Source organism: Streptomyces sp. NPDC097595, assembly GCF_044761525.1.
Classification (GTDB): domain Bacteria; phylum Actinomycetota; class Actinomycetes; order Streptomycetales; family Streptomycetaceae; genus Streptomyces; species Streptomyces drozdowiczii_A.
In genome coordinates this window covers 129,054-145,762 of sequence record NZ_JBIWCN010000018.1, presented here as the reverse complement: position 1 = coordinate 145,762, position 16,709 = coordinate 129,054, and the positions used below count along the sequence as shown (strand labels likewise).

19 protein-coding genes are annotated in these 16,709 nt (G+C 73.1%); 12 read left to right on the top strand and 7 right to left on the bottom strand.

Annotated elements, in window-relative coordinates:
• Window positions 1–165 precede the first annotated feature (165 nt).
• The gene (locus ACIQZN_RS26020; protein WP_403998423.1) at window positions 166–1,005 is read right to left on the bottom strand and encodes a transglutaminase-like domain-containing protein; all 840 of its coding nucleotides are present in this window, start codon (window positions 1,003–1,005) and stop codon (window positions 166–168) included.
• A 3-nt stretch (window positions 1,006–1,008) separates the two neighbouring features.
• Window positions 1,009–2,007: a GNAT family N-acetyltransferase gene (locus tag ACIQZN_RS26015; RefSeq protein ID WP_403998420.1), complete on the bottom strand. Its 999-nt coding sequence runs from the start codon at window positions 2,005–2,007 to the stop codon at window positions 1,009–1,011.
• Between the two features lie 117 nt (window positions 2,008–2,124).
• Between ACIQZN_RS26015 and fdxA the strand changes: the two genes are divergently transcribed.
• The gene (fdxA, locus tag ACIQZN_RS26010) at window positions 2,125–2,445 is read left to right on the top strand and encodes a ferredoxin (protein WP_018105475.1); all 321 of its coding nucleotides are present in this window, start codon (window positions 2,125–2,127) and stop codon (window positions 2,443–2,445) included.
• Between the two features lie 118 nt (window positions 2,446–2,563).
• Window positions 2,564–3,658, top strand: coding sequence for a succinyldiaminopimelate transaminase (dapC, locus tag ACIQZN_RS26005; RefSeq protein ID WP_403998416.1), 1,095 nt, complete (start codon window positions 2,564–2,566; stop codon window positions 3,656–3,658).
• Window positions 3,659–3,724: 66 nt separating this feature from the next.
• Here dapC and ACIQZN_RS26000 read toward each other — a convergent pair whose 3' ends face one another.
• Together ACIQZN_RS26000 and ACIQZN_RS25995 are read right to left on the bottom strand one after the other, a co-directional pair.
• Window positions 3,725–4,156, bottom strand: coding sequence for an ATP-binding protein (locus ACIQZN_RS26000; RefSeq protein ID WP_403998413.1), 432 nt, complete (start codon window positions 4,154–4,156; stop codon window positions 3,725–3,727).
• 314 nt (window positions 4,157–4,470) lie between these two features.
• Window positions 4,471–5,334 carry a hypothetical protein gene (locus ACIQZN_RS25995; RefSeq protein ID WP_403998528.1) on the bottom strand — a complete coding sequence of 288 codons (864 nt, stop codon included), beginning with the start codon at window positions 5,332–5,334 and terminating at the stop codon, window positions 4,471–4,473.
• A gap of 96 nt (window positions 5,335–5,430) precedes the next feature.
• Here ACIQZN_RS25995 and dapE point away from each other — a divergent pair, with 96 nt between their 5' ends.
• Together dapE and ACIQZN_RS25985 are read left to right on the top strand one after the other, a co-directional pair.
• Window positions 5,431–6,510 carry a succinyl-diaminopimelate desuccinylase gene (gene dapE / locus ACIQZN_RS25990; RefSeq protein ID WP_403998410.1) on the top strand — a complete coding sequence of 360 codons (1,080 nt, stop codon included), beginning with the start codon at window positions 5,431–5,433 and terminating at the stop codon, window positions 6,508–6,510.
• A gap of 108 nt (window positions 6,511–6,618) precedes the next feature.
• The gene (locus tag ACIQZN_RS25985; protein ID WP_403998407.1) at window positions 6,619–7,404 is read left to right on the top strand and encodes a TIGR00730 family Rossman fold protein; all 786 of its coding nucleotides are present in this window, start codon (window positions 6,619–6,621) and stop codon (window positions 7,402–7,404) included.
• A gap of 128 nt (window positions 7,405–7,532) precedes the next feature.
• Here ACIQZN_RS25985 and folP read toward each other — a convergent pair whose 3' ends face one another.
• Window positions 7,533–8,393, bottom strand: a complete 861-nt coding sequence (gene folP, locus ACIQZN_RS25980; RefSeq protein WP_403998525.1) for a dihydropteroate synthase — start codon at window positions 8,391–8,393, stop codon at window positions 7,533–7,535.
• Between the two features lie 133 nt (window positions 8,394–8,526).
• Between folP and ACIQZN_RS25975 the strand changes: the two genes are divergently transcribed.
• Together ACIQZN_RS25975 and ACIQZN_RS25970 are read left to right on the top strand one after the other, a co-directional pair.
• On the top strand, window positions 8,527–8,943 hold the full coding sequence (locus tag ACIQZN_RS25975) for a DivIVA domain-containing protein (RefSeq protein WP_403998404.1): 417 nt from the start codon (window positions 8,527–8,529) through the stop codon (window positions 8,941–8,943).
• On the top strand, window positions 8,940–9,527 hold the full coding sequence (locus ACIQZN_RS25970; RefSeq protein ID WP_403998401.1) for a DNA-3-methyladenine glycosylase I: 588 nt from the start codon (window positions 8,940–8,942) through the stop codon (window positions 9,525–9,527). The genes ACIQZN_RS25975 and ACIQZN_RS25970 overlap by 4 nt, the downstream gene beginning before the upstream one ends.
• Before the next feature lie 17 nt (window positions 9,528–9,544).
• Here the strand turns inward: ACIQZN_RS25970 and ACIQZN_RS25965 are convergent, their stop codons facing one another.
• Window positions 9,545–10,357 (bottom strand): enoyl-CoA hydratase/isomerase family protein, encoded by an 813-nt coding sequence (locus ACIQZN_RS25965; protein ID WP_403998398.1) that lies wholly within the window; start codon window positions 10,355–10,357, stop codon window positions 9,545–9,547.
• A gap of 314 nt (window positions 10,358–10,671) precedes the next feature.
• Between ACIQZN_RS25965 and ACIQZN_RS25960 the strand changes: the two genes are divergently transcribed.
• Window positions 10,672–10,839, top strand: a complete 168-nt coding sequence (locus ACIQZN_RS25960; RefSeq protein ID WP_018105485.1) for a DUF3117 domain-containing protein — start codon at window positions 10,672–10,674, stop codon at window positions 10,837–10,839.
• A 103-nt stretch (window positions 10,840–10,942) separates the two neighbouring features.
• Here ACIQZN_RS25960 and ACIQZN_RS25955 read toward each other — a convergent pair whose 3' ends face one another.
• The gene (locus tag ACIQZN_RS25955; RefSeq protein WP_136206802.1) at window positions 10,943–11,608 is read right to left on the bottom strand and encodes an O-methyltransferase; all 666 of its coding nucleotides are present in this window, start codon (window positions 11,606–11,608) and stop codon (window positions 10,943–10,945) included.
• A gap of 177 nt (window positions 11,609–11,785) precedes the next feature.
• On the opposite strand from ACIQZN_RS25955, the gene sigE reads away from it, so the two are divergent.
• From sigE to ACIQZN_RS25930, 5 genes are all read left to right on the top strand, one after another.
• Window positions 11,786–12,553 carry an RNA polymerase sigma factor SigE gene (sigE, locus tag ACIQZN_RS25950; protein ID WP_198956988.1) on the top strand — a complete coding sequence of 256 codons (768 nt, stop codon included), beginning with the start codon at window positions 11,786–11,788 and terminating at the stop codon, window positions 12,551–12,553.
• A complete protein-coding gene (locus tag ACIQZN_RS25945; RefSeq protein ID WP_403998393.1) occupies window positions 12,550–13,533 on the top strand; it encodes a zf-HC2 domain-containing protein in 984 nt (327 codons plus the stop codon). Before sigE ends, ACIQZN_RS25945 begins: the two co-directional genes overlap by 4 nt.
• 123 nt (window positions 13,534–13,656) lie before the next feature.
• Complete coding sequence (locus tag ACIQZN_RS25940; RefSeq protein WP_403998390.1) at window positions 13,657–15,303, top strand: trypsin-like peptidase domain-containing protein; 1,647 nt, start codon at window positions 13,657–13,659, stop codon at window positions 15,301–15,303.
• 99 nt (window positions 15,304–15,402) lie between these two features.
• On the top strand, window positions 15,403–15,879 hold the full coding sequence (locus ACIQZN_RS25935; RefSeq protein ID WP_161208275.1) for a sec-independent translocase: 477 nt from the start codon (window positions 15,403–15,405) through the stop codon (window positions 15,877–15,879).
• 116 nt (window positions 15,880–15,995) lie between these two features.
• Entirely contained in the window at window positions 15,996–16,652 is a 657-nt protein-coding gene (locus ACIQZN_RS25930; RefSeq protein WP_403998387.1) for a hypothetical protein, read from the top strand.
• Window positions 16,653–16,709 lie beyond the last annotated feature (57 nt).

Below are 16,709 nucleotides of genomic sequence, written 5' to 3'. Positions count from 1 at the left end.
GCTACGTGATCCACCGTCAGTCCGAATCCGGGAGCGCGCCATCGGAGAGCGCCGCATTGGGGCTACGGCATGGGCTCATCGAGTGGCGAAGAACGGATAATCACCCGTTGGACGGCATGCCGCGCCCCCAAGAGGTTTGGGCGCCGCGCCCCACCTCCCGCTCCGTCAGTTCAGGAGCGCCCGAGCCGCCCGCGCACTGTTGCGCACCGCCTCCGCCACGGCCGGCTCCACCTCCTCGACCACCCGCGCATACTCCTCCATCTCGGCCGCCCCGCGCAGGAACTCGCCCGCGCGCACCAGCAGCTGGGCGTGCTCGTAGCGCAGCCTGGCCGGGTGCGACGGCAGCAGCAGCGACAGCTCGGCCGCCCACAGCGCCACGGCCGTGTGCTCCGGGCGGGCCGCGGCCCAGGCCCGGATGTTGTTCAGGACCCGCAGCACGACCTCCAGCGGCCGGGCGGGCTCCAGCGACGACGGCTCCCATCGCTCCCCGGTCGCGCCCGTCACCAGCAGCTCCGCGTCCTGGTCCGAGAGCGGCCGCCCCCCGGCGAACGGATCGGCGAGCACCCGCTCGGCCGGATCGCCGAAGCCGACCACGAAATGACCCGGCAGAGCCACCCCGTACACCGGGGCGCCCGCCCGCCGGGCGACCTCGATCCACACCACCGACAGCAGGATCGGCAGCCCGCGCCGCCGCCGCAGCACCTCGTGCAGCAGGGACGACTCCAGCCGCTGGTAGTCCGCCGCCGAGCCTTCGAACCCGCACCGCTCACCGAGCAGTTCGGCCAGCGCCGACGCCCAGGCATGGGCCCCGCGCAGCCCGTACGGGAGCAGCCCGGCCAGCCGGTCCAGCTCGATCTGGGCCTCGTCGATGCCGTGCGCGTCCAGCGCCGGATCCGCCTCCGCCGCCACCAGCAGGCACAGCAGCGCCAGATCGGGCCGCTCGGCCCGGGCCTCCTCCGCGAACCGGCGGCGCGGCTCCTCGCGGTCGTTCCCCTCGGGCGCCACCGGTCACACCGGCCGGAAGTGGTGGTGGCGGTGGTGCGTCGCGAAGCCCATCCCGTCGTACAGCGCGCGGGCGCCCTCGTTGTCCGCCTCCACCTGGAGCCAGGCGGCGGACGCGCCCTCGTCCATCGCCTGCCGGGCCAGCGCGGTCATCACGGCGGTCGCCAGCCCCTGGCGGCGGTGCTCGGGGGCCACCTCGACGGCCATGAAGCCGGCCCACCGCCCGTCCACCACGCACCGCCCGATCGCCGCGGGCGCCTCGCCCTCCTCGCCCGGCACGGTCGCGAACCACACCGAGGGGCCGCCGTGCAGCACCGCCGCCACCTCGGGACCCGGCTTCCCGACGCGCTGGTAGCGGGCCAGCCAAGACGCTCCGGCCGTACGGTCGAGCCGGACCCGGGACACCTCGGCCGGCAGGTCACCGACCGGGGCGAGCGCCGCGATCCGCACCTCCGCCGTCACCTCGCGCCGCCAGCCGTGCTCCTCCAGCGCCGCGCACAGCTCCTCCTGCGCACCCTCGGCACCGGTCGCGGTCTGTACGTACGGGGGCAGCCCCCGGTCCGCGTACCACGCGCGGACACGCCCGAGCGCCACGTCGAGGGGCACGCCCGGGTCGCCCAGCGGCAGCACCGAGTTGGCGCGGCGGGTGAATCCGGCGGAGGCGCGCAGCAGCCAGTCGCCCAGTGGTTCGCTCTCCACGGGCGGCCAGGCGCGCGCGGTCACCCGGGCGAGTTCGGCGAAGGAGGCGGCGGGGCCGCGCCGCCGGGCCGGGGCGGACGGCACGACCTTGCCCGCCACGAGGGAGGACTCCGCGATGCGCACCGGCTCGCCGTTCTTGGGTGTGACGCACAGCACGCCGTCGTTCCATGATGTGAGAACGCCGACGGTGTCGGCGAATTTCGGCCCGCCGGAGCCGTCTCCGGTCAATCGCCGGACTGATACCCGTTTGCCCACGTCAGCTGGTGCAATTCGGACCTCAAGCCGTCCGCCGATGGTGAATTCCACAGCTCTGTCCGCCCCTCCTGTTCGGTTCGTGCCCGCGAACGGAGATACTAGGTGCGGGCATCGACGACGCCGCGCTCCCGCGCGAGAGCCAACGCCCTACCGAGGAGGAACGACAGCGTGACCTACGTCATCGCGCAGCCTTGTGTCGACGTCAAGGACAAGGCCTGCATCGAAGAGTGCCCCGTCGACTGCATCTACGAGGGCCAGCGGTCCTTGTACATCCACCCGGACGAGTGCGTCGACTGTGGAGCCTGCGAGCCGGTCTGCCCGGTGGAAGCGATCTTCTACGAGGACGACACCCCGGACGAGTGGAAGGATTACTACAAGGCGAACGTCGAGTTCTTCGACGACCTCGGTTCGCCGGGTGGTGCTTCCAAGCTTGGTCTGATCGAGCGCGACCACGCGTTCATCGCCGCGCTGCCGCCGCAGAACCAGTAACAGCGCCCCGGCACGTGCGCCGCCCCGGTCCCGTACGGCTCGCCGCCGTGCGGGACCGCGGTGTTTCCCGCGCCCGCCGGGCCGCCCGCGTGAACTCCGTACGAGAAAGCAGAGAGCCGTGTCCGCAGTCTCCTCCCGCCTCCCGGTCTTCCCCTGGGACAAGCTGGTGCCCTACAAGTCGACGGCCGAGGCCCACCCGGACGGGATCGTGGACCTGTCCGTCGGCACCCCCGTCGACCCGGTGCCCGAGCTGATCCGGCAGGCGCTCGTCGCGGCCGCGGACAGCCCCGGCTATCCGACGGTGTGGGGGACCGCCGCGCTGCGCGACGCGCTCACCGGCTGGGTGGAGCGGCGGCTCGGCGCGGTGTCGGTCGCCCATGAGAACGTGCTGCCCGTCGTCGGCTCCAAGGAGCTGGTGGCCTGGCTGCCGACCCAGCTGGGCCTGGGCCCCGGCGACAAGGTCGCCTACCCGCGCCTCGCCTACCCGACGTACGAGGTCGGCGCCCGGCTCTGCGGCGCGGAGCCGGTGGCCTACGACGACCCGACCGAGCTCGACCCGGCCGGCCTGAAGCTCCTCTGGCTCAACTCCCCGTCCAACCCGACCGGCCGCGTCCTCGCCAAGGACGAGCTGATCCGCATCGTCGCCTGGGCGCGCGAGCACGGTGTACTGGTCTTCAGCGACGAGTGCTACCTGGAGCTGGGCTGGGAAGCGGAGCCGGTCTCCGTGCTCCACCCGGACGTGTGCGGCGGTACGTACGAGGGCATCGTCGCCGTCCACTCCCTGTCCAAGCGGTCCAACCTCGCGGGCTACCGCGCCGCGTTCATCGCCGGCGACGCGGCCGTGCTGGGCGAGCTGCTGCTGATCCGCAAGCACGGCGGCATGATGACGGCCGCGCCCGTCCAGGCCGCGACCGTCGCCGCGCTCGGCGACGACACGCACGTGGCCGAGCAGCGCGCCCGGTACGCGGACCGGCGCGCCGCCCTGCGCACGGCGCTGGAGGCCCACGGCTTCCGCATCGAGCACAGCGAGGCGAGCCTGTACCTCTGGGCCACCCGCGACGAACCCTGCTGGGACACCGTGGCGTACCTGGCGGAGCTGGGCATCCTGGTCGCGCCCGGCGACTTCTACGGACCGGCGGGCGACCGCTTCGTCCGGGTGGCGTTCACGGCCACGGACGAGCGCGTGGCGGCGGCGGTCAAGCGCCTCGGCTGACCACCGGCGTACGGGAGGGCCCCCGGGAGCACGCGCTCCCGGGGGCCCTCATGCGTCGGGCGGGCGTCAGCCGAGCGGCAGGCCCTGGGTGAGCGCGTCGGTGGGCAGACCGCCCTTGGCCGCGCCGGTGAGGGTGCCGGCGACGTCGGTGCCCTTCGACGAGCCCTTGCCCTTGGTCGCGCTCTTGGTCGTGCCGGAGACCTTCTTCGCGGCGGGTCCGGCCTTGCCGCCGACGTCGGTGAGCGTCTTGCCCGCCACCGGCAGGGCGGTGCCGACGAGCTTGCCGCCGGTCTCGTTCGCGGCACCCGAGGCCGGCTTGGCGGCGCCTTGGACCGTCTTGCCGAGACCGGAACCCTCGACGCTGGTGAGACCGCCGAGGTCCGGGGCCTGCGGGAGCTCCGCGGCACCGGCGGCACCGGCCGCACCGACCACGGGGGCCGCACCCGCCGCGATCAGCAGCGCGGTACGGGCGATCCGACGGGTCAGGGGGAGGGACATGATGCTCCTTCGACGGGAGGGAAATTCGGGCTGTCCGTGAGCCGGACGCCATGACAACCGTCGTGGGGGCGGGTGAGGTTGCGGTGCGGTGACGTAAAGACTGAGCAATGCGTCGGATAATCCTCAGCGGAGGAACCCGGGCAAACGGTGCGCTCCGTGGTCACCCGGCGAACCGTCACTCCCCTTGCGCGGCAAGGCTCGCGGGAGGCGCACGACCGACCGCCGACGGGCCTTCAGGGGGGCGCCGGGGGCGCACGACGGTACGCCCGGACGGGCGATGACCCGCACGCGTGCGCGGGCGGCCCCGAGCGCTCTCAGCTCACCAGGCGGAGCCGTACCTCGTCCGTGTCCGACGCCTCGCGCTTCGACGCCTCGCGTTCCGTGTGCCAGCCCGAGCCCGCCGCCCAGACCCGGCCCCCGTACGCGACCCGGTCGATGCCCAGCGCCTCGGACTGCGCCACCGCCCAGTGCGCCAGCTCCCAGCCGCGCTGCGGTACGCCGTCCCGGTCGGCGCGGCGGTCCGCCCGCACCGGGACCGTGAGCGCGCCCGAGGCCGCGGGGCCCGCCGTGCCGGTGCCCGCCAGCAGTACGCCCTTGCCGAAGGCGCTCACCAGGGCCGCCCGCACCTTCGCCGCGTCGCCCGTCCCGGCGGTGGTCCGCGGCGGCTCGCAGTCCAGCGCGGCCGGGGTGCGGCCGGTCAGCGCGGCGGCCAGCAGCGCCGCGTCCGGCTCGTGCTTCGCGTACGCCTGCGGGAAACCGCTGCGCTGGACGCGCTGCGCGGCCTCGGTCAGCGGCAGCCGCGAATAGCCCGGCACCTTCGCCAGGTGCTCGTAGAACTTCCCGGCCGCGTACACCGGGTCCATGATCTGCCGCTCGGTGCCCCAGCCCTGCGAGGGCCGCTGCTGGAACAGCCCGAGCGAGTCCCGGTCGCCGTGGTCGAGGTTGTGCAGCGCGGACTCCTGCAGCGCCGTGGCCAGCGCGATGGTCACCGCGCGCTCCGGCATCCCGCGCCGGGTGCCGACGGCGGAGATCGTCGCGGCGTTCGCGGCCTGCTCGGGAGTCAGCCGGTACGAACCGTCCGCCGACCGCACGGTGCACTGATCGGACCCGCGCCCGCCCGAAACGTACTGAACCGTCAGATAACCGGCCACCGCCGCGAGCACACCGACGGCCGCCACGATCCGCAGCCGACGACTGCGGCCGGGACGCCGGGGAGCAGCGGAATCGGTCCTGGTCACGGGGGCAACCGTACGCGAGGCACTAGGCTCGTATCCATGGCCGAAAGCATGCTTGACCTCACCCTTGACGGGCCCGCCCTCACCGCCGCGCTCGTGGACTTCCCCTCGGTCAGCGGGGACGAGAAGGACCTCGCGGACGCCATCGAGACGGCGCTGCGCGCGCTGCCGCACCTGACCGTCGAGCGGTACGGGAACAACGTCGTGGCCAGGACGGATCTCGGCCGTTCCGAGCGCGTCATCCTGGCCGGGCACATCGACACCGTGCCGATCGCCGACAACGTGCCCTCCCGGCTCGACGCGGACGGCCTGCTCTGGGGCTGCGGCACCTCGGACATGAAGTCCGGCGTCGCCGTCCAGCTGCGCATCGCCGCCACCGTGCCCGAGCCCAACCGCGACCTCACCTTCGTCTTCTACGACCAGGAGGAGGTCGCCGCCCACCTCAACGGCCTCGGCCGCATCGCCGACGCCCACCCGGACTGGCTGAAGGGCGACTTCGCCATCCTGCTGGAGGGCTCGAACGGCGAGGTCGAGGGCGGCTGCCAGGGCACCCTGCGGGTCTTCCTCCACCTGGCGGGCGAGCGGGCGCACTCGGCGCGCAGCTGGATGGGGTCCAACGCCATCCACGCCGCTGCCCCGGTCCTCGCCCGCCTCGCCGCGTACGAGCCCCGGCGGCCGGTGATCGACGGCCTGGAGTACCACGAGGGCCTGAACGCGGTACGCATCGAGGGCGGCGTCGCCAACAACGTCATCCCCGACGCCTGCACGGTCGTCGTCAACTACCGCTACGCCCCCGACCTCGGCCAGGAGGAGGCCCTGGCCCACGTCCGCGAGGTCTTCGCGGACTGCGGCGTCGCGGAGTTCACGGTGGACGACCACTCCGGCGCGGCGATGCCCGGCCTCTCCCACCCGGCGGCCAAGGCGTTCATGGACGCGGTCGGCGGCGTCGCCCGGCCCAAGTTCGGCTGGACGGACGTGGCCCGCTTCGGCCCCCTCGGCGTCCCCGCGGTCAACTACGGCCCCGGAGACCCGGTCCTCGCCCACAAGCGCGACGAGCACGTCAAGATCGAGCGCATCACCCACTGCGAGGAGCGCCTGCGCTCCTGGCTCACGTCCTGACCCACGTCCGACCTTCCGCCTTCCCCTGTCCGTAACCCGTGGCGATCTACGCTGGCGGGAGACGGAGGCGTCGCAGGGCGCCCCCGACGTCGGCGGAGGGAGCAGGTCATGGGCAACCGCGAGGACGCGCGTATTCCCGAGGGTGCGGAGATCCCCGAGGGCGCGGTACGGCCCGAGGAGCAGCGGCTCGGCCCCGTACTGCGCCGCAGGGACCAGGTGCAGCCCGGCACGACCGATCAGCGGCTGCTGGACTCCGAGGACGACTCCGAGTGGGTGCACACCGACCCGTGGCGGGTGATGCGCATCCAGTCGGAGTTCGTCGAGGGCTTCGGCGCGCTCGCCGAACTGCCGAGCGCCATCAGCGTCTTCGGCTCGGCCCGTACGCCCGCCGGTGCGCCGGAATACGAGGCGGGTGTACGGATCGGCAGAGCGCTGGTCGACGCGGGCTTCGCGGTCATCACCGGGGGCGGGCCGGGCGCGATGGAGGCGGCGAACCGGGGCGCGCGTGAGGCGCGCGGCGTCTCGGTCGGCCTCGGCATCGAGCTGCCCTTCGAGTCCGGGCTGAACCCGCACGTCGACATCGGCGTCAACTTCCGCTACTTCTTCGTCCGCAAGACGATGTTCGTCAAGTACGCGCAGGGCTTCGTCGTCCTGCCCGGCGGGCTCGGCACCCTGGACGAACTCTTCGAGGCCCTGACCCTGGTCCAGACGGGCAAGGTCACCCGCTTCCCGATCGTCCTCTTCGGCACGGCGTACTGGGGCGGCCTGGTGGACTGGCTCCGCGACACGGTGGTGGCACAGGGCAAGGCGTCGGAGCGGGACCTGCTGCTGTTCCACGTCACGGACGACGTGGACGAGGCGGTGGCGCTTGTGACGAAGGAAGTCGGGCGCTGAGTTTTGCGGGGGCGCTGCCCCCGTACCCCCGCTCCTCAATCGCCGGAGGGGCTTGATTGTGGGCCGCGCGGCCACTTCCAGCCTCGCCGGCGTTTGAGGCGCGGGGTCCGGGGCAGAGCCCCGGTTCCCTACGCCAGCCCCCGCCGCGCCACCGCCGGGGGCCGCCACCCCGCGAGGGACGCCACCATGTCCAGGACATCCCGCGTCTCGGCCACCTCGTGCACCCGGTACACCCGCGCCCCCAGCCACGCGGACACCGCCGTCGTCGCCAGTGTCCCGAGCAGCCGTTCCTTCACCGGCCGGTCCAGCGTCTCGCCCACGAAGTCCTTGTTGGAGAGCGAGACCAGCACCGGCCACCCCGTCTCCGCCATCTCGCCGAGCCGGCGCGTCGCCTCCAGCGAGTGCCGGGTGTTCTTCCCGAAGTCGTGACCGGGGTCGATCATGATCCCGTCGGTCCTGACCCCCAGGGAGACGGCCCGCTCGGCCAGCCCCACGGTCACCCGCAGGATGTCGGCCATCACGTCCTCGTACCCCACCCGGTGCGGCCGGGTCCGCGGTTCCGCCCCGCCCGCGTGGGTGCACACCAGCCCCGCCCCGTACCGCGCGGCGACCTCCGCGAGCTTCGGGTCCACCCCGCCCCACGCGTCGTTCAGCAGATCCGCCCCCGCCTCGCAGACCGCCTCGCCGACCTCGTGGCGCCAGGTGTCGACACTGATCACCACGTCCGGGTGGCGGCGGCGCACCTCCGCGACGAACCCGACCGTGCGGCGGGCCTCCTCCTCGGCGGTGACCTCGTCACCGGGCCCCGCCTTGACGCCGCCGATGTCGATGATCGCCGCACCGTCGGCCACGGCCCGCTCGACCCGGGCGAGCGCCGGCTCGTCCCGGAAGGTGGCGCCCCGGTCGTAGAAGGAGTCCGGGGTGCGGTTCACGATCGCCATGATCACCTGCTCGTGCGCCCCGAATTCACGCCGCCCCAGCCGGAGCACACCGCTTGCCATCCGTGTCCCTTCCTGTGAATCCACCTGCGGATCAACCCTCGCAGGTCAACAGCCGACACTAACTGTCAGTACCGCATGGCACGATCGGACCCGGACGAATTCCGCTCCCGGGGAGATACGCGTGTTCTGGTTCTTGCTGCTGGCGATGGTGGTGGTGGTTGCCGCGGTCACCCTCGCGGTGGTCGGTGGAGGCAGGAGCGCCGTCCTTCAGGACGTGGCGCCCGAGCAGCTGACCGACCCGCTGCCCGCCTCGCGCCCGGTCGGCCGTGCGGACGTCGAGGCGCTGCGGCTCCCCGTCGGCCTCCGGGGCTACCGCATGGCGGACGTGGACGACGCGCTCGGCCGGCTCGGTGCCGAGCTCGCCGAGCGGGACGCCCGGATCGCGGAGCTGGAGTCGGCCCTCGCCGGTGCGCAGGCGACCAGGACGGGCGGCCCCGACCTGCTCAAGGAGGAGCCGGCCCACCCCTGGCAGCCGCCGGAGACCGCCGCCCCGGCGGACGAGCGGCCGGCCCGGGACGACGAGGAGCCCGGCCGATGACCGGCGGAGCCGTGGCGGCGGCGGACGGCGGACTGCGCTGCCCCTGGGGCCTGTCCACCGAGGACTACCTCTGGTACCACGACACGGAGTGGGGCCGCCCGGTCCACGGCGACGACGCACTGTTCGAGCGGCTGTGCCTGGAGGCGTTCCAGTCGGGTCTGTCCTGGCTGACGATCCTGCGCCGCCGCGAGGGCTTCCGCAGCGCGTTCGCCGGCTTCCGCATCCCCGCGGTCGCGGAGTTCACGGACGCGGACCGGGAGCGGCTGCTGGCCGACGAGGGCATCATCCGCAACCGCGCGAAGGTCGACGCGACCATGGCCAACGCCCGGGTGCTGGCCGGCTGGGACGCCGGTGAGCTGGACGAGCTGATCTGGTCGTACGCCCCCGACCCGCTGAGCCGCCCGGCCCCGAAGACCCTCGGGGACGTACCGGCGGTCACCCCCGAGTCCACGGCCCTGGCCAAGGAGCTGAAGAAGCGGGGGCTGCGGTTCATCGGACCGACCACCGCCTACGCCCTGATGCAGGCGTGCGGCCTGGTGGACGACCACCTCGCCGACTGCGTCTCCCGCCCCACCCCTGCGTAGCCCCCGGCCCCCGCGCCCTACCGCCCGAGGTACTTCGGCCTCTCCTTCGCGAGGAACGCCCGCACCGCGATCCCGTGGTCCTCGGACACGCCCGCCCTGGTCTGGAGTTCGTCCTCCTTCTCCAGGGCCTCGGCCAGGCTGTGACCGGCGCCGAAGGCGAGCGACTCCTTGAGCGCCGCGTAGGCGACGGTCGGCCCGTCGGCCAGGGCGCGGGCCACGGCGGCCGCCTCGGCGGCCAGCTCGGCGGCGGGCACCAGCTTGTTGACGATGCCCAGCTCATGGGCGTCCCGCGCGGAGATGGAGCGCGGGAAGAGCAGCAGGTCGGCGGCGCGGCTCTGGCCGATCAGCCGGGGCAGCGTCCAGGAGACGCCCGAGTCGGCGGTGAGGGCGACCCCGGCGAACGAGGTGTTGAAGGAGGCGGTGTCGGCGGCGACCCGGTAATCGCAGGCGAGCGCGAAGCCGAAGCCCGCGCCGGCGGCGGCGCCGTTGATCCCGGCCACGACCGGCTTCGGCATCTCGGTCAGCGCCCGCACGATGGGGTTGTAGTGCTCCTGCACGGTGCTGAGCGCGTTGCCCTCGCCCGCCGCCTCGGTCTCGGCCAGCTTGGACAGGTGCTCCTTGAGGTCCTGGCCGACACAGAAGGCGCGGTCCCCGGCCGCGGTCAGCAGCACCGCCCGTACGCCGGTGTCGGCGGCGGCGGAACGCAGCGCGTCGCGGAGGGCCACCTTGGCGGCGGTGTTCATGGCGTTCATCGCGCCGGGGCGGTTGATCGTGATGGTCGCGAGTCCGTCGCTGATGTCGTACCGCACCACGTCGTCGTGATCGGCCATGGGAAGGTCCCCTTTGCGTGTCGTTGACCTGCGTGTCCAGGCAAGCATGGCCGACTTCGCCGGGGGTGGACATGTGACCTGCATCAAACATTTATGCGCCGTGGAGGGGCTCAAGGGGCCGGAGTATCCCAGTGAGGTCCCCGAATTGGGTGGTTTTGAGTGAGCGCGTTGCCCAAGAGATGCAGAGCGATGTTGGTCATCGGGGTCGGTGATGCGGGATAATGGCGTGGAAGCATTGTGTTCGATGCCGGTGAGGCAGCGCCTGTCATGGGGCCGCCGGTTGCGATGAGCTGGTTTCAGGAAGGGGAACGAGCATGGCGGCCATGAAGCCGCGGACGGGCGACGGCCCGCTCGAGGTGACAAAGGAGGGGCGGGGCATCGTCATGCGAGTTCCGCTCGAAGGCGGCGGTCGGCTTGTCGTGGAGCTGACGCCGGACGAGGCCGATGCCCTCGGCGACGCCCTCAAGCAGGTCGTCGGCTGAGCAGACGCTCATAACTTCACCGCTGCCCCGGCATGGTTCCCGTGCCGGGGCAGCGGTGCGTCCGGAGCCGGTACGCGTACGCAGGGGCAGCCGCGGGTACGGCTCAGCCGCGCCGGACCGCGCAGAGCAGACCGTCGCCCACCGGCAGCAGCGTCGCCATCAGCTCCTGGCTCTCGCGGACCGCGCGCAGCAGCTCCCGTAGGCGCAGCACCTCCGCGGGCTGGGCGGCCGAGTCGACCGTGCGGCCGTCCGCGAAGACGCCCTCGAAGCAGACGAGACCCCCAGGTCGCAGCAGGCGCAACGATTCAGCGAGACAGTCCAGGCTCTCCATCCGGTCGCCGTCGCAGAACACGAGGTCGTAGCCGCCGTCCGCGAGCCGGGGGAGCACATCGAGGGCGCGCCCGGGGATGAAGCGGGACCGGTTGGCCGCGAAGCCCGCCGCCCGGAACGCCTCCCGGGCGAACTGCTGGCGCTCGGGCTCCGGGTCGACCGTGGTCAGCACCCCGTCCGGCCGCATCCCGTGCAGCAGATAGATGCCGGACACGCCGGTGCCGGTGCCGATTTCCGCCACGGCCTTGGCGTCCGTGGTGGCAGCGAGCAGGCGCAGGGCGGCCCCGGTGCCTGGCGAGACCGAGCGGAGCCCTGCCTCGCGGGCCCGGTCCCGGGCCCAGCGCAGTGCTTCGTCCTCGGCGACAAAGGCGTCGGCGAACGCCCAGCTCGTCTGCCGGTTGGCGGTAATGACCCTCTCCTGTCCCCTTAGTTGGCGCAACGGTGACTGTATCCGCTGGACCCGGGAACCCGCAGATGGGACCGGGCGTTGTCCAAAGGTGGGGAGAAGCCCGGTGACGAGGCCCGCCGGTCGGGTCCGTGGCACGGGAGAGCTTCCGGGGATTTCCCCGGCCCCAGCTGGAAAAAGGCTTATCCGGAGCTAACGGGCGAGGTGGTTATGGTAGGGGCTCCACTGGACACCACCAGAGCCGATAGGGGAGGTGCGGCTGCGCCTGTGGATCGGGGAGGAGTGCTGCGGCGCTTTCTCAGGTCGGCGGGTGAGCCGAAATCCGTGACCGACATTGCTGACCGTTCTTCCAAAGACTCCGCACCGACCGCGACCTTCGCCTCCGATGCGGAATCCCAGGCGTGGACCCCGCCCACATGGGAAGAGATCGTCAGCACGCACAGCGGCCGCGTCTACCGCCTCGCCTACCGGCTGACGGGAAACCAGCACGACGCGGAGGACCTCACGCAGGAGGTCTTCGTCCGCGTCTTCCGTTCGCTGTCGACCTACACGCCCGGCACCTTCGAGGGCTGGCTGCACCGCATCACGACCAATCTCTTCCTGGACATGGTCCGCCGCAAGCAGCGCATCCGCTTCGACTCCCTCGGGGACGACGCGGCCGAGCGGCTGCCCAGCCGTGAGCCCTCGCCCCAGCAGGTCTTCAACGACACCCACTTCGACGCGGACGTCCAGCAGGCGCTGGACACCCTCGCGCCCGAATTCCGGGCCGCCGTCGTCCTCTGCGACATCGAGGGCCTTTCGTACGAGGAGATCGCGGCGACGCTCGGCGTGAAGCTGGGCACCGTGCGCAGCCGTATCCACCGCGGGCGCTCCCACCTGCGCAAGGCGCTGCGGCACCGCTCGCCCGAGGCGCGCGCCGAGCAGCGCTCCCTCGCGGGCGCCGGTGCCCTCCTGACCGGGGAGGGCGGCACGGCGTGAGCCAAACGGATCCGACCCCTGCGGAACAACACCTGGGGGACCGCCTCGCCGCGCTCGTCGACGGCGAGCTGAAACATGACGCCCGTGACCGGGTGCTCGCCCATCTCGCGACCTGTGCCAGGTGTGCGGCCGAGGCGGCCGCCCAGCGCCGCCTGAAGAACGTGTTCGCGCAGGCCGCCCCGCCCTCGCCCTCCGAAGGCTTCCTGGCCCGCCTCCAAGGGCTTCCGGGCGGACCGCCCGGGGGTGACGACGACCGGCAGGGAAGATCCGAGGGCGCGTCCGGGCGGTTCGGTGACGGACTCTTCCCGGGGACGCGCCCACCGGGCGGCCGGGCGGACCTCACCACCGGCCCCGGCCCCCTGGACGGCTTCGGCTACCTCCCCGCCGCCCACGGCGGGGCCACGGCCCTGCCCTCGGCCGGTGCGGGCTTCCGCATCCACGAGGTGGGGCGCGAGGGCGACCGCTCGCCGTGGCGCGGCCGCAGGTTCGCCTTCGCGGCCGCCAGTGCCGTCTCACTGGCCGCCATCGCGCTCGGCGGCGCCCTCCCGACGACCACCGGCGAGACCCCGACCCGGGCCTCCGGTTCGGGCAACAGCGTGACCCCGGCGGGCGCCGACGCCCGGACCGGCGGCTCCCTCCTGGCCGCCCGGCGGAACGGGCAGGGCCAGGGCGCGCGCGCCCTGTCCGGCCAGGCGGACCGCTCGGTCTCCCTCGCGGTGAACACCGTGTCGGCCGGGTTCGCCGCCCCGTCGCTGCTGGGCACCGGCCGCCTCTCCGGCAATCCGTACGGGCTGGGCCCGCGCTCCGGCATGTCCGCGATACGTCCCGCCGGGGCCGGTTCGCTGCCGGGCCGCACCCTGGGCGGCGGGCTCGATGCGATCCCGCCCGCCCCGGCCCAGGAGCCCGCACTGCCGCCCACCTCCGCCGCCGCGAAACCGGCTTCCGCCGACCACGGACTGCCCCTCGCGCCCCGTCGCTGATCCCGTACCCCGTACGGGACGCGCGGCCCCGGCCCAAACCTGGTTGAATTCCGGCAGGATTTTCGGGAGGGACGCCCCTGCGGGGGCGTGCGGAGGGCCGGTTGCGGCAGTTGCGGGGAGAACATGGACGACGGGAAGCCGACCGAGCCCAAGGCGAAGTGGTGGAGCCGGCCCTCGGCGGGGCCGGCCACGGCCGACGAGGCCCCGGAACCCGCTCCCGCCCAGCCGGCTGGGTCGGCCCAGGCGCCCGTGTCGGCTGAGGCGCCCACGGCGAGCGTGCCCCCGGCAACGCCCGGGGCACCCGAGGCCCACGGGTCCGCCGGGACACCAGGTGCCCCCGACGCCCACGACGCGGCCGTGGCGCCCGGTGCCCACGACGCCCCCGCGCCCCAGCCGCTGCACGAGCCCGACCCGTACAGCACCCCGCCCTACGGCGGCCCCGGTCCCTGGTCGCCCGCCCCTCCCGTACAGCGGCCGACGCCCGCGCACGGCACCCCCGTGCCCCCGCCGTACGCGGGGACGAACGGCGCGGGGATCGCACCCCCGCCGGCTCCGCAGGACGCGCACCCGCCCGCCCCGCAGTGGCAGAGCTACGACCCCTGGGGCGCGCCCCGGCAGCCGCTCGTCACGCAGCCCGGCCCCCCGCTCCCGGACGGCCGGCGGAAGAACCGGCGCGGCTCGATGCTGATCGGCGCGCTGCTCCTCGCCCTGGTCGCGGGCGGCATCGGCGGCGGCATAGGCGCGTACATAGAACGCAACGGCGGTCTCACCAGCGTCGAACTGCCGCAGGACGAGCGGGACGGCGGCGGCCGTGCCCCGGACAGCGTGGCCGGTATCGCGGCCAGCGCCCTGCCCAGCGTGGTCACCCTGCACGTCACCGGCGCCACCGAGTCCGGCACCGGCACCGGCTTCGTCCTCGACGACCGGGGCCACATCCTCACCAACAACCACGTGGTCGCCCCGGCCGGTTCGTCCGGCGAGATCACCGTCACGTTCAGCGGGGGCGAGACCGCGACCGCCGAGGTCGTCGGCAAGGACAGCGGTTACGACCTGGCAGTCGTGAAGGTCAGCGGCGTCTCCGGGCTCAAGCCGCTGCCGCTGGGCAACTCCGACAACGTCCAGGTCGGCGACCCGGTCGTGGCCATCGGCGCGCCGTTCGACCTGTCCAACACCGTCACCTCAGGCATCATCAGCGCCAAGGACCGCCCGATCACCGCGGGCGGCGAGAAGGGCGACGGCAGCGACGTCAGCTATGTCAACGCGCTCCAGACCGACGCCCCGATCAACCCGGGCAACTCCGGCGGCCCGCTGGTGGACACCGACGCCCATGTCATCGGCATCAACAGCGCCATCCGCGCCGCCGACAGCGGCTCGGCCGGTGAGGGCGGGCAGGCCGGGTCCATCGGCCTCGGCTTCGCCATCCCGATCAACCAGGGCAAGCTCGTCGCCGAGCAGCTGATCAACACCGGCAAGGCGACCCACCCGGTGATCGGCGTCACGCTCGACATGAAGTACACCGGCGACGGCGCCAAGGTCGGCGGGAGCACGCAGGGGTCCTCGCCGGTCACGGCGGGCGGTCCGGCCGACAAGGCGGGCATCGAGGCGGACGACGTCATCACCGAGGTGGACGGGGCGCGGGTGCACAGCGGCGAGGAGCTCATCGTCAAGATCCGCTCGCACCGGCCCGGGGACGATCTCAAGCTGACCGTGACCCGCGGTGGTAAAGACCTGTCCATAACTTTGACGCTGGGCTCGGCAACCGGCACGTGACCGCCACGGGAAGCTACCGTCCGGACAGATTGGCCGGGTACCGTGTTCGATGTCCGGACCTCATCCGAGCTGGTCGCGGAGAAGACGAGGAGCCGCAAGGTGTTCAACGACATAGGCGCACTGGAGCTGCTGACGCTCGCGATCCTCGGCGTGCTCGTCTTCGGTCCGGAGAAGCTGCCCAAGGTCATCCAGGACGCCTCCCGCGTCATCCGCAAGATCCGTGAGTTCTCGGAGAGCGCCAAGGAGGACATCCGCACGGAGCTGGGCCCGGAGTTCAAGGACTTCGAGTTCGAGGACCTCAACCCCAAGACGTTCGTCCGCAAGCAGCTCATGGACGGCAACGACGACCTGGGGCTCAAGGAGATCCGCGAGAGTTTCGACCTGCGCAAGGAGATCACCGACGTCACCGACGCGGTGAACGGGCGCTCCACCGCGTCCGTCGAGGCGAAGACCGGCGTGTCGGGCGGTGCCTCGGTCACGGCCGCGAACGGCTCGAAGGGCGCTCCGGACCTGCTCAAGAAGGGCGAGCAGCCGCCGAAGGACACCCCGCCGCCGTTCGACGCGGACGCCACCTGAGGGCTGCCAATCCCGGGTCGCCCCGACGGTATGGCTATTCTCCATCTGTCCGGTTGTGAGACGCCCGCGGGGGGCGGGCCGCTCCGGACCCACGGATCGAGGAGGCGGCCGGGCTGATGGAGACGACGAGTCGGGTGGGCGCACAGGACGCGCCGGACACGGTGGAGGCGGTCCCGGCGGCCCGGCTCATGGTGGTCGACGGCTATCTGAAGGCCCCGTTCCCCTGGTACGCGCTGGACGAGGCGTTCACCGGTCCGCGCCGGCTGCTGCCGCTGGGCACCGCCGCCGACGGCGAGGTGCAGCACGGCTCCATCGGGCACGGCGACGAGCCGCTGGTCCGGGCCGACTCGGGCGCCGACAAGCAGCGGTTCGCGGTCGTGGTGACCGTCGCCAGCAGCCCCGTACGGCGCAGTGGTGACGGCACCGGGGTCCTGGAGGCGACGACGGTGTCCTCGGCGGCCTGGCTGGCCGGTTCCGGGCTGCTGTCCTGCACCTGGCCGCCGCAGCTCGACCACACCCTGCGCGACGACTGGCTGGACCAGCAGACGGAGACCGCGTTCGAGCTCGCCGACGATCTGGAGGGCCCCGCCTGGTCGGCGCTGTCCCTGCCGGTCGACGGCGTCCCGGTCCCCTTCCACTACCGCGAGTCCGAGTTCGGCTGGGTGCTGGCCGGCTCCGCGCCCGGCGGGGTGCACATCGGCGCCTACGGGCGCGGGATGAGCGCGTACGGGCTGGGCTTCTCGGTGGTCAAGGACATCCAGGCGTACGCGTAACGCATGCGACAACGGGGAAGGCCGGGACCCTCGGGTCCCGGCCTTCCCCGTGCCCGT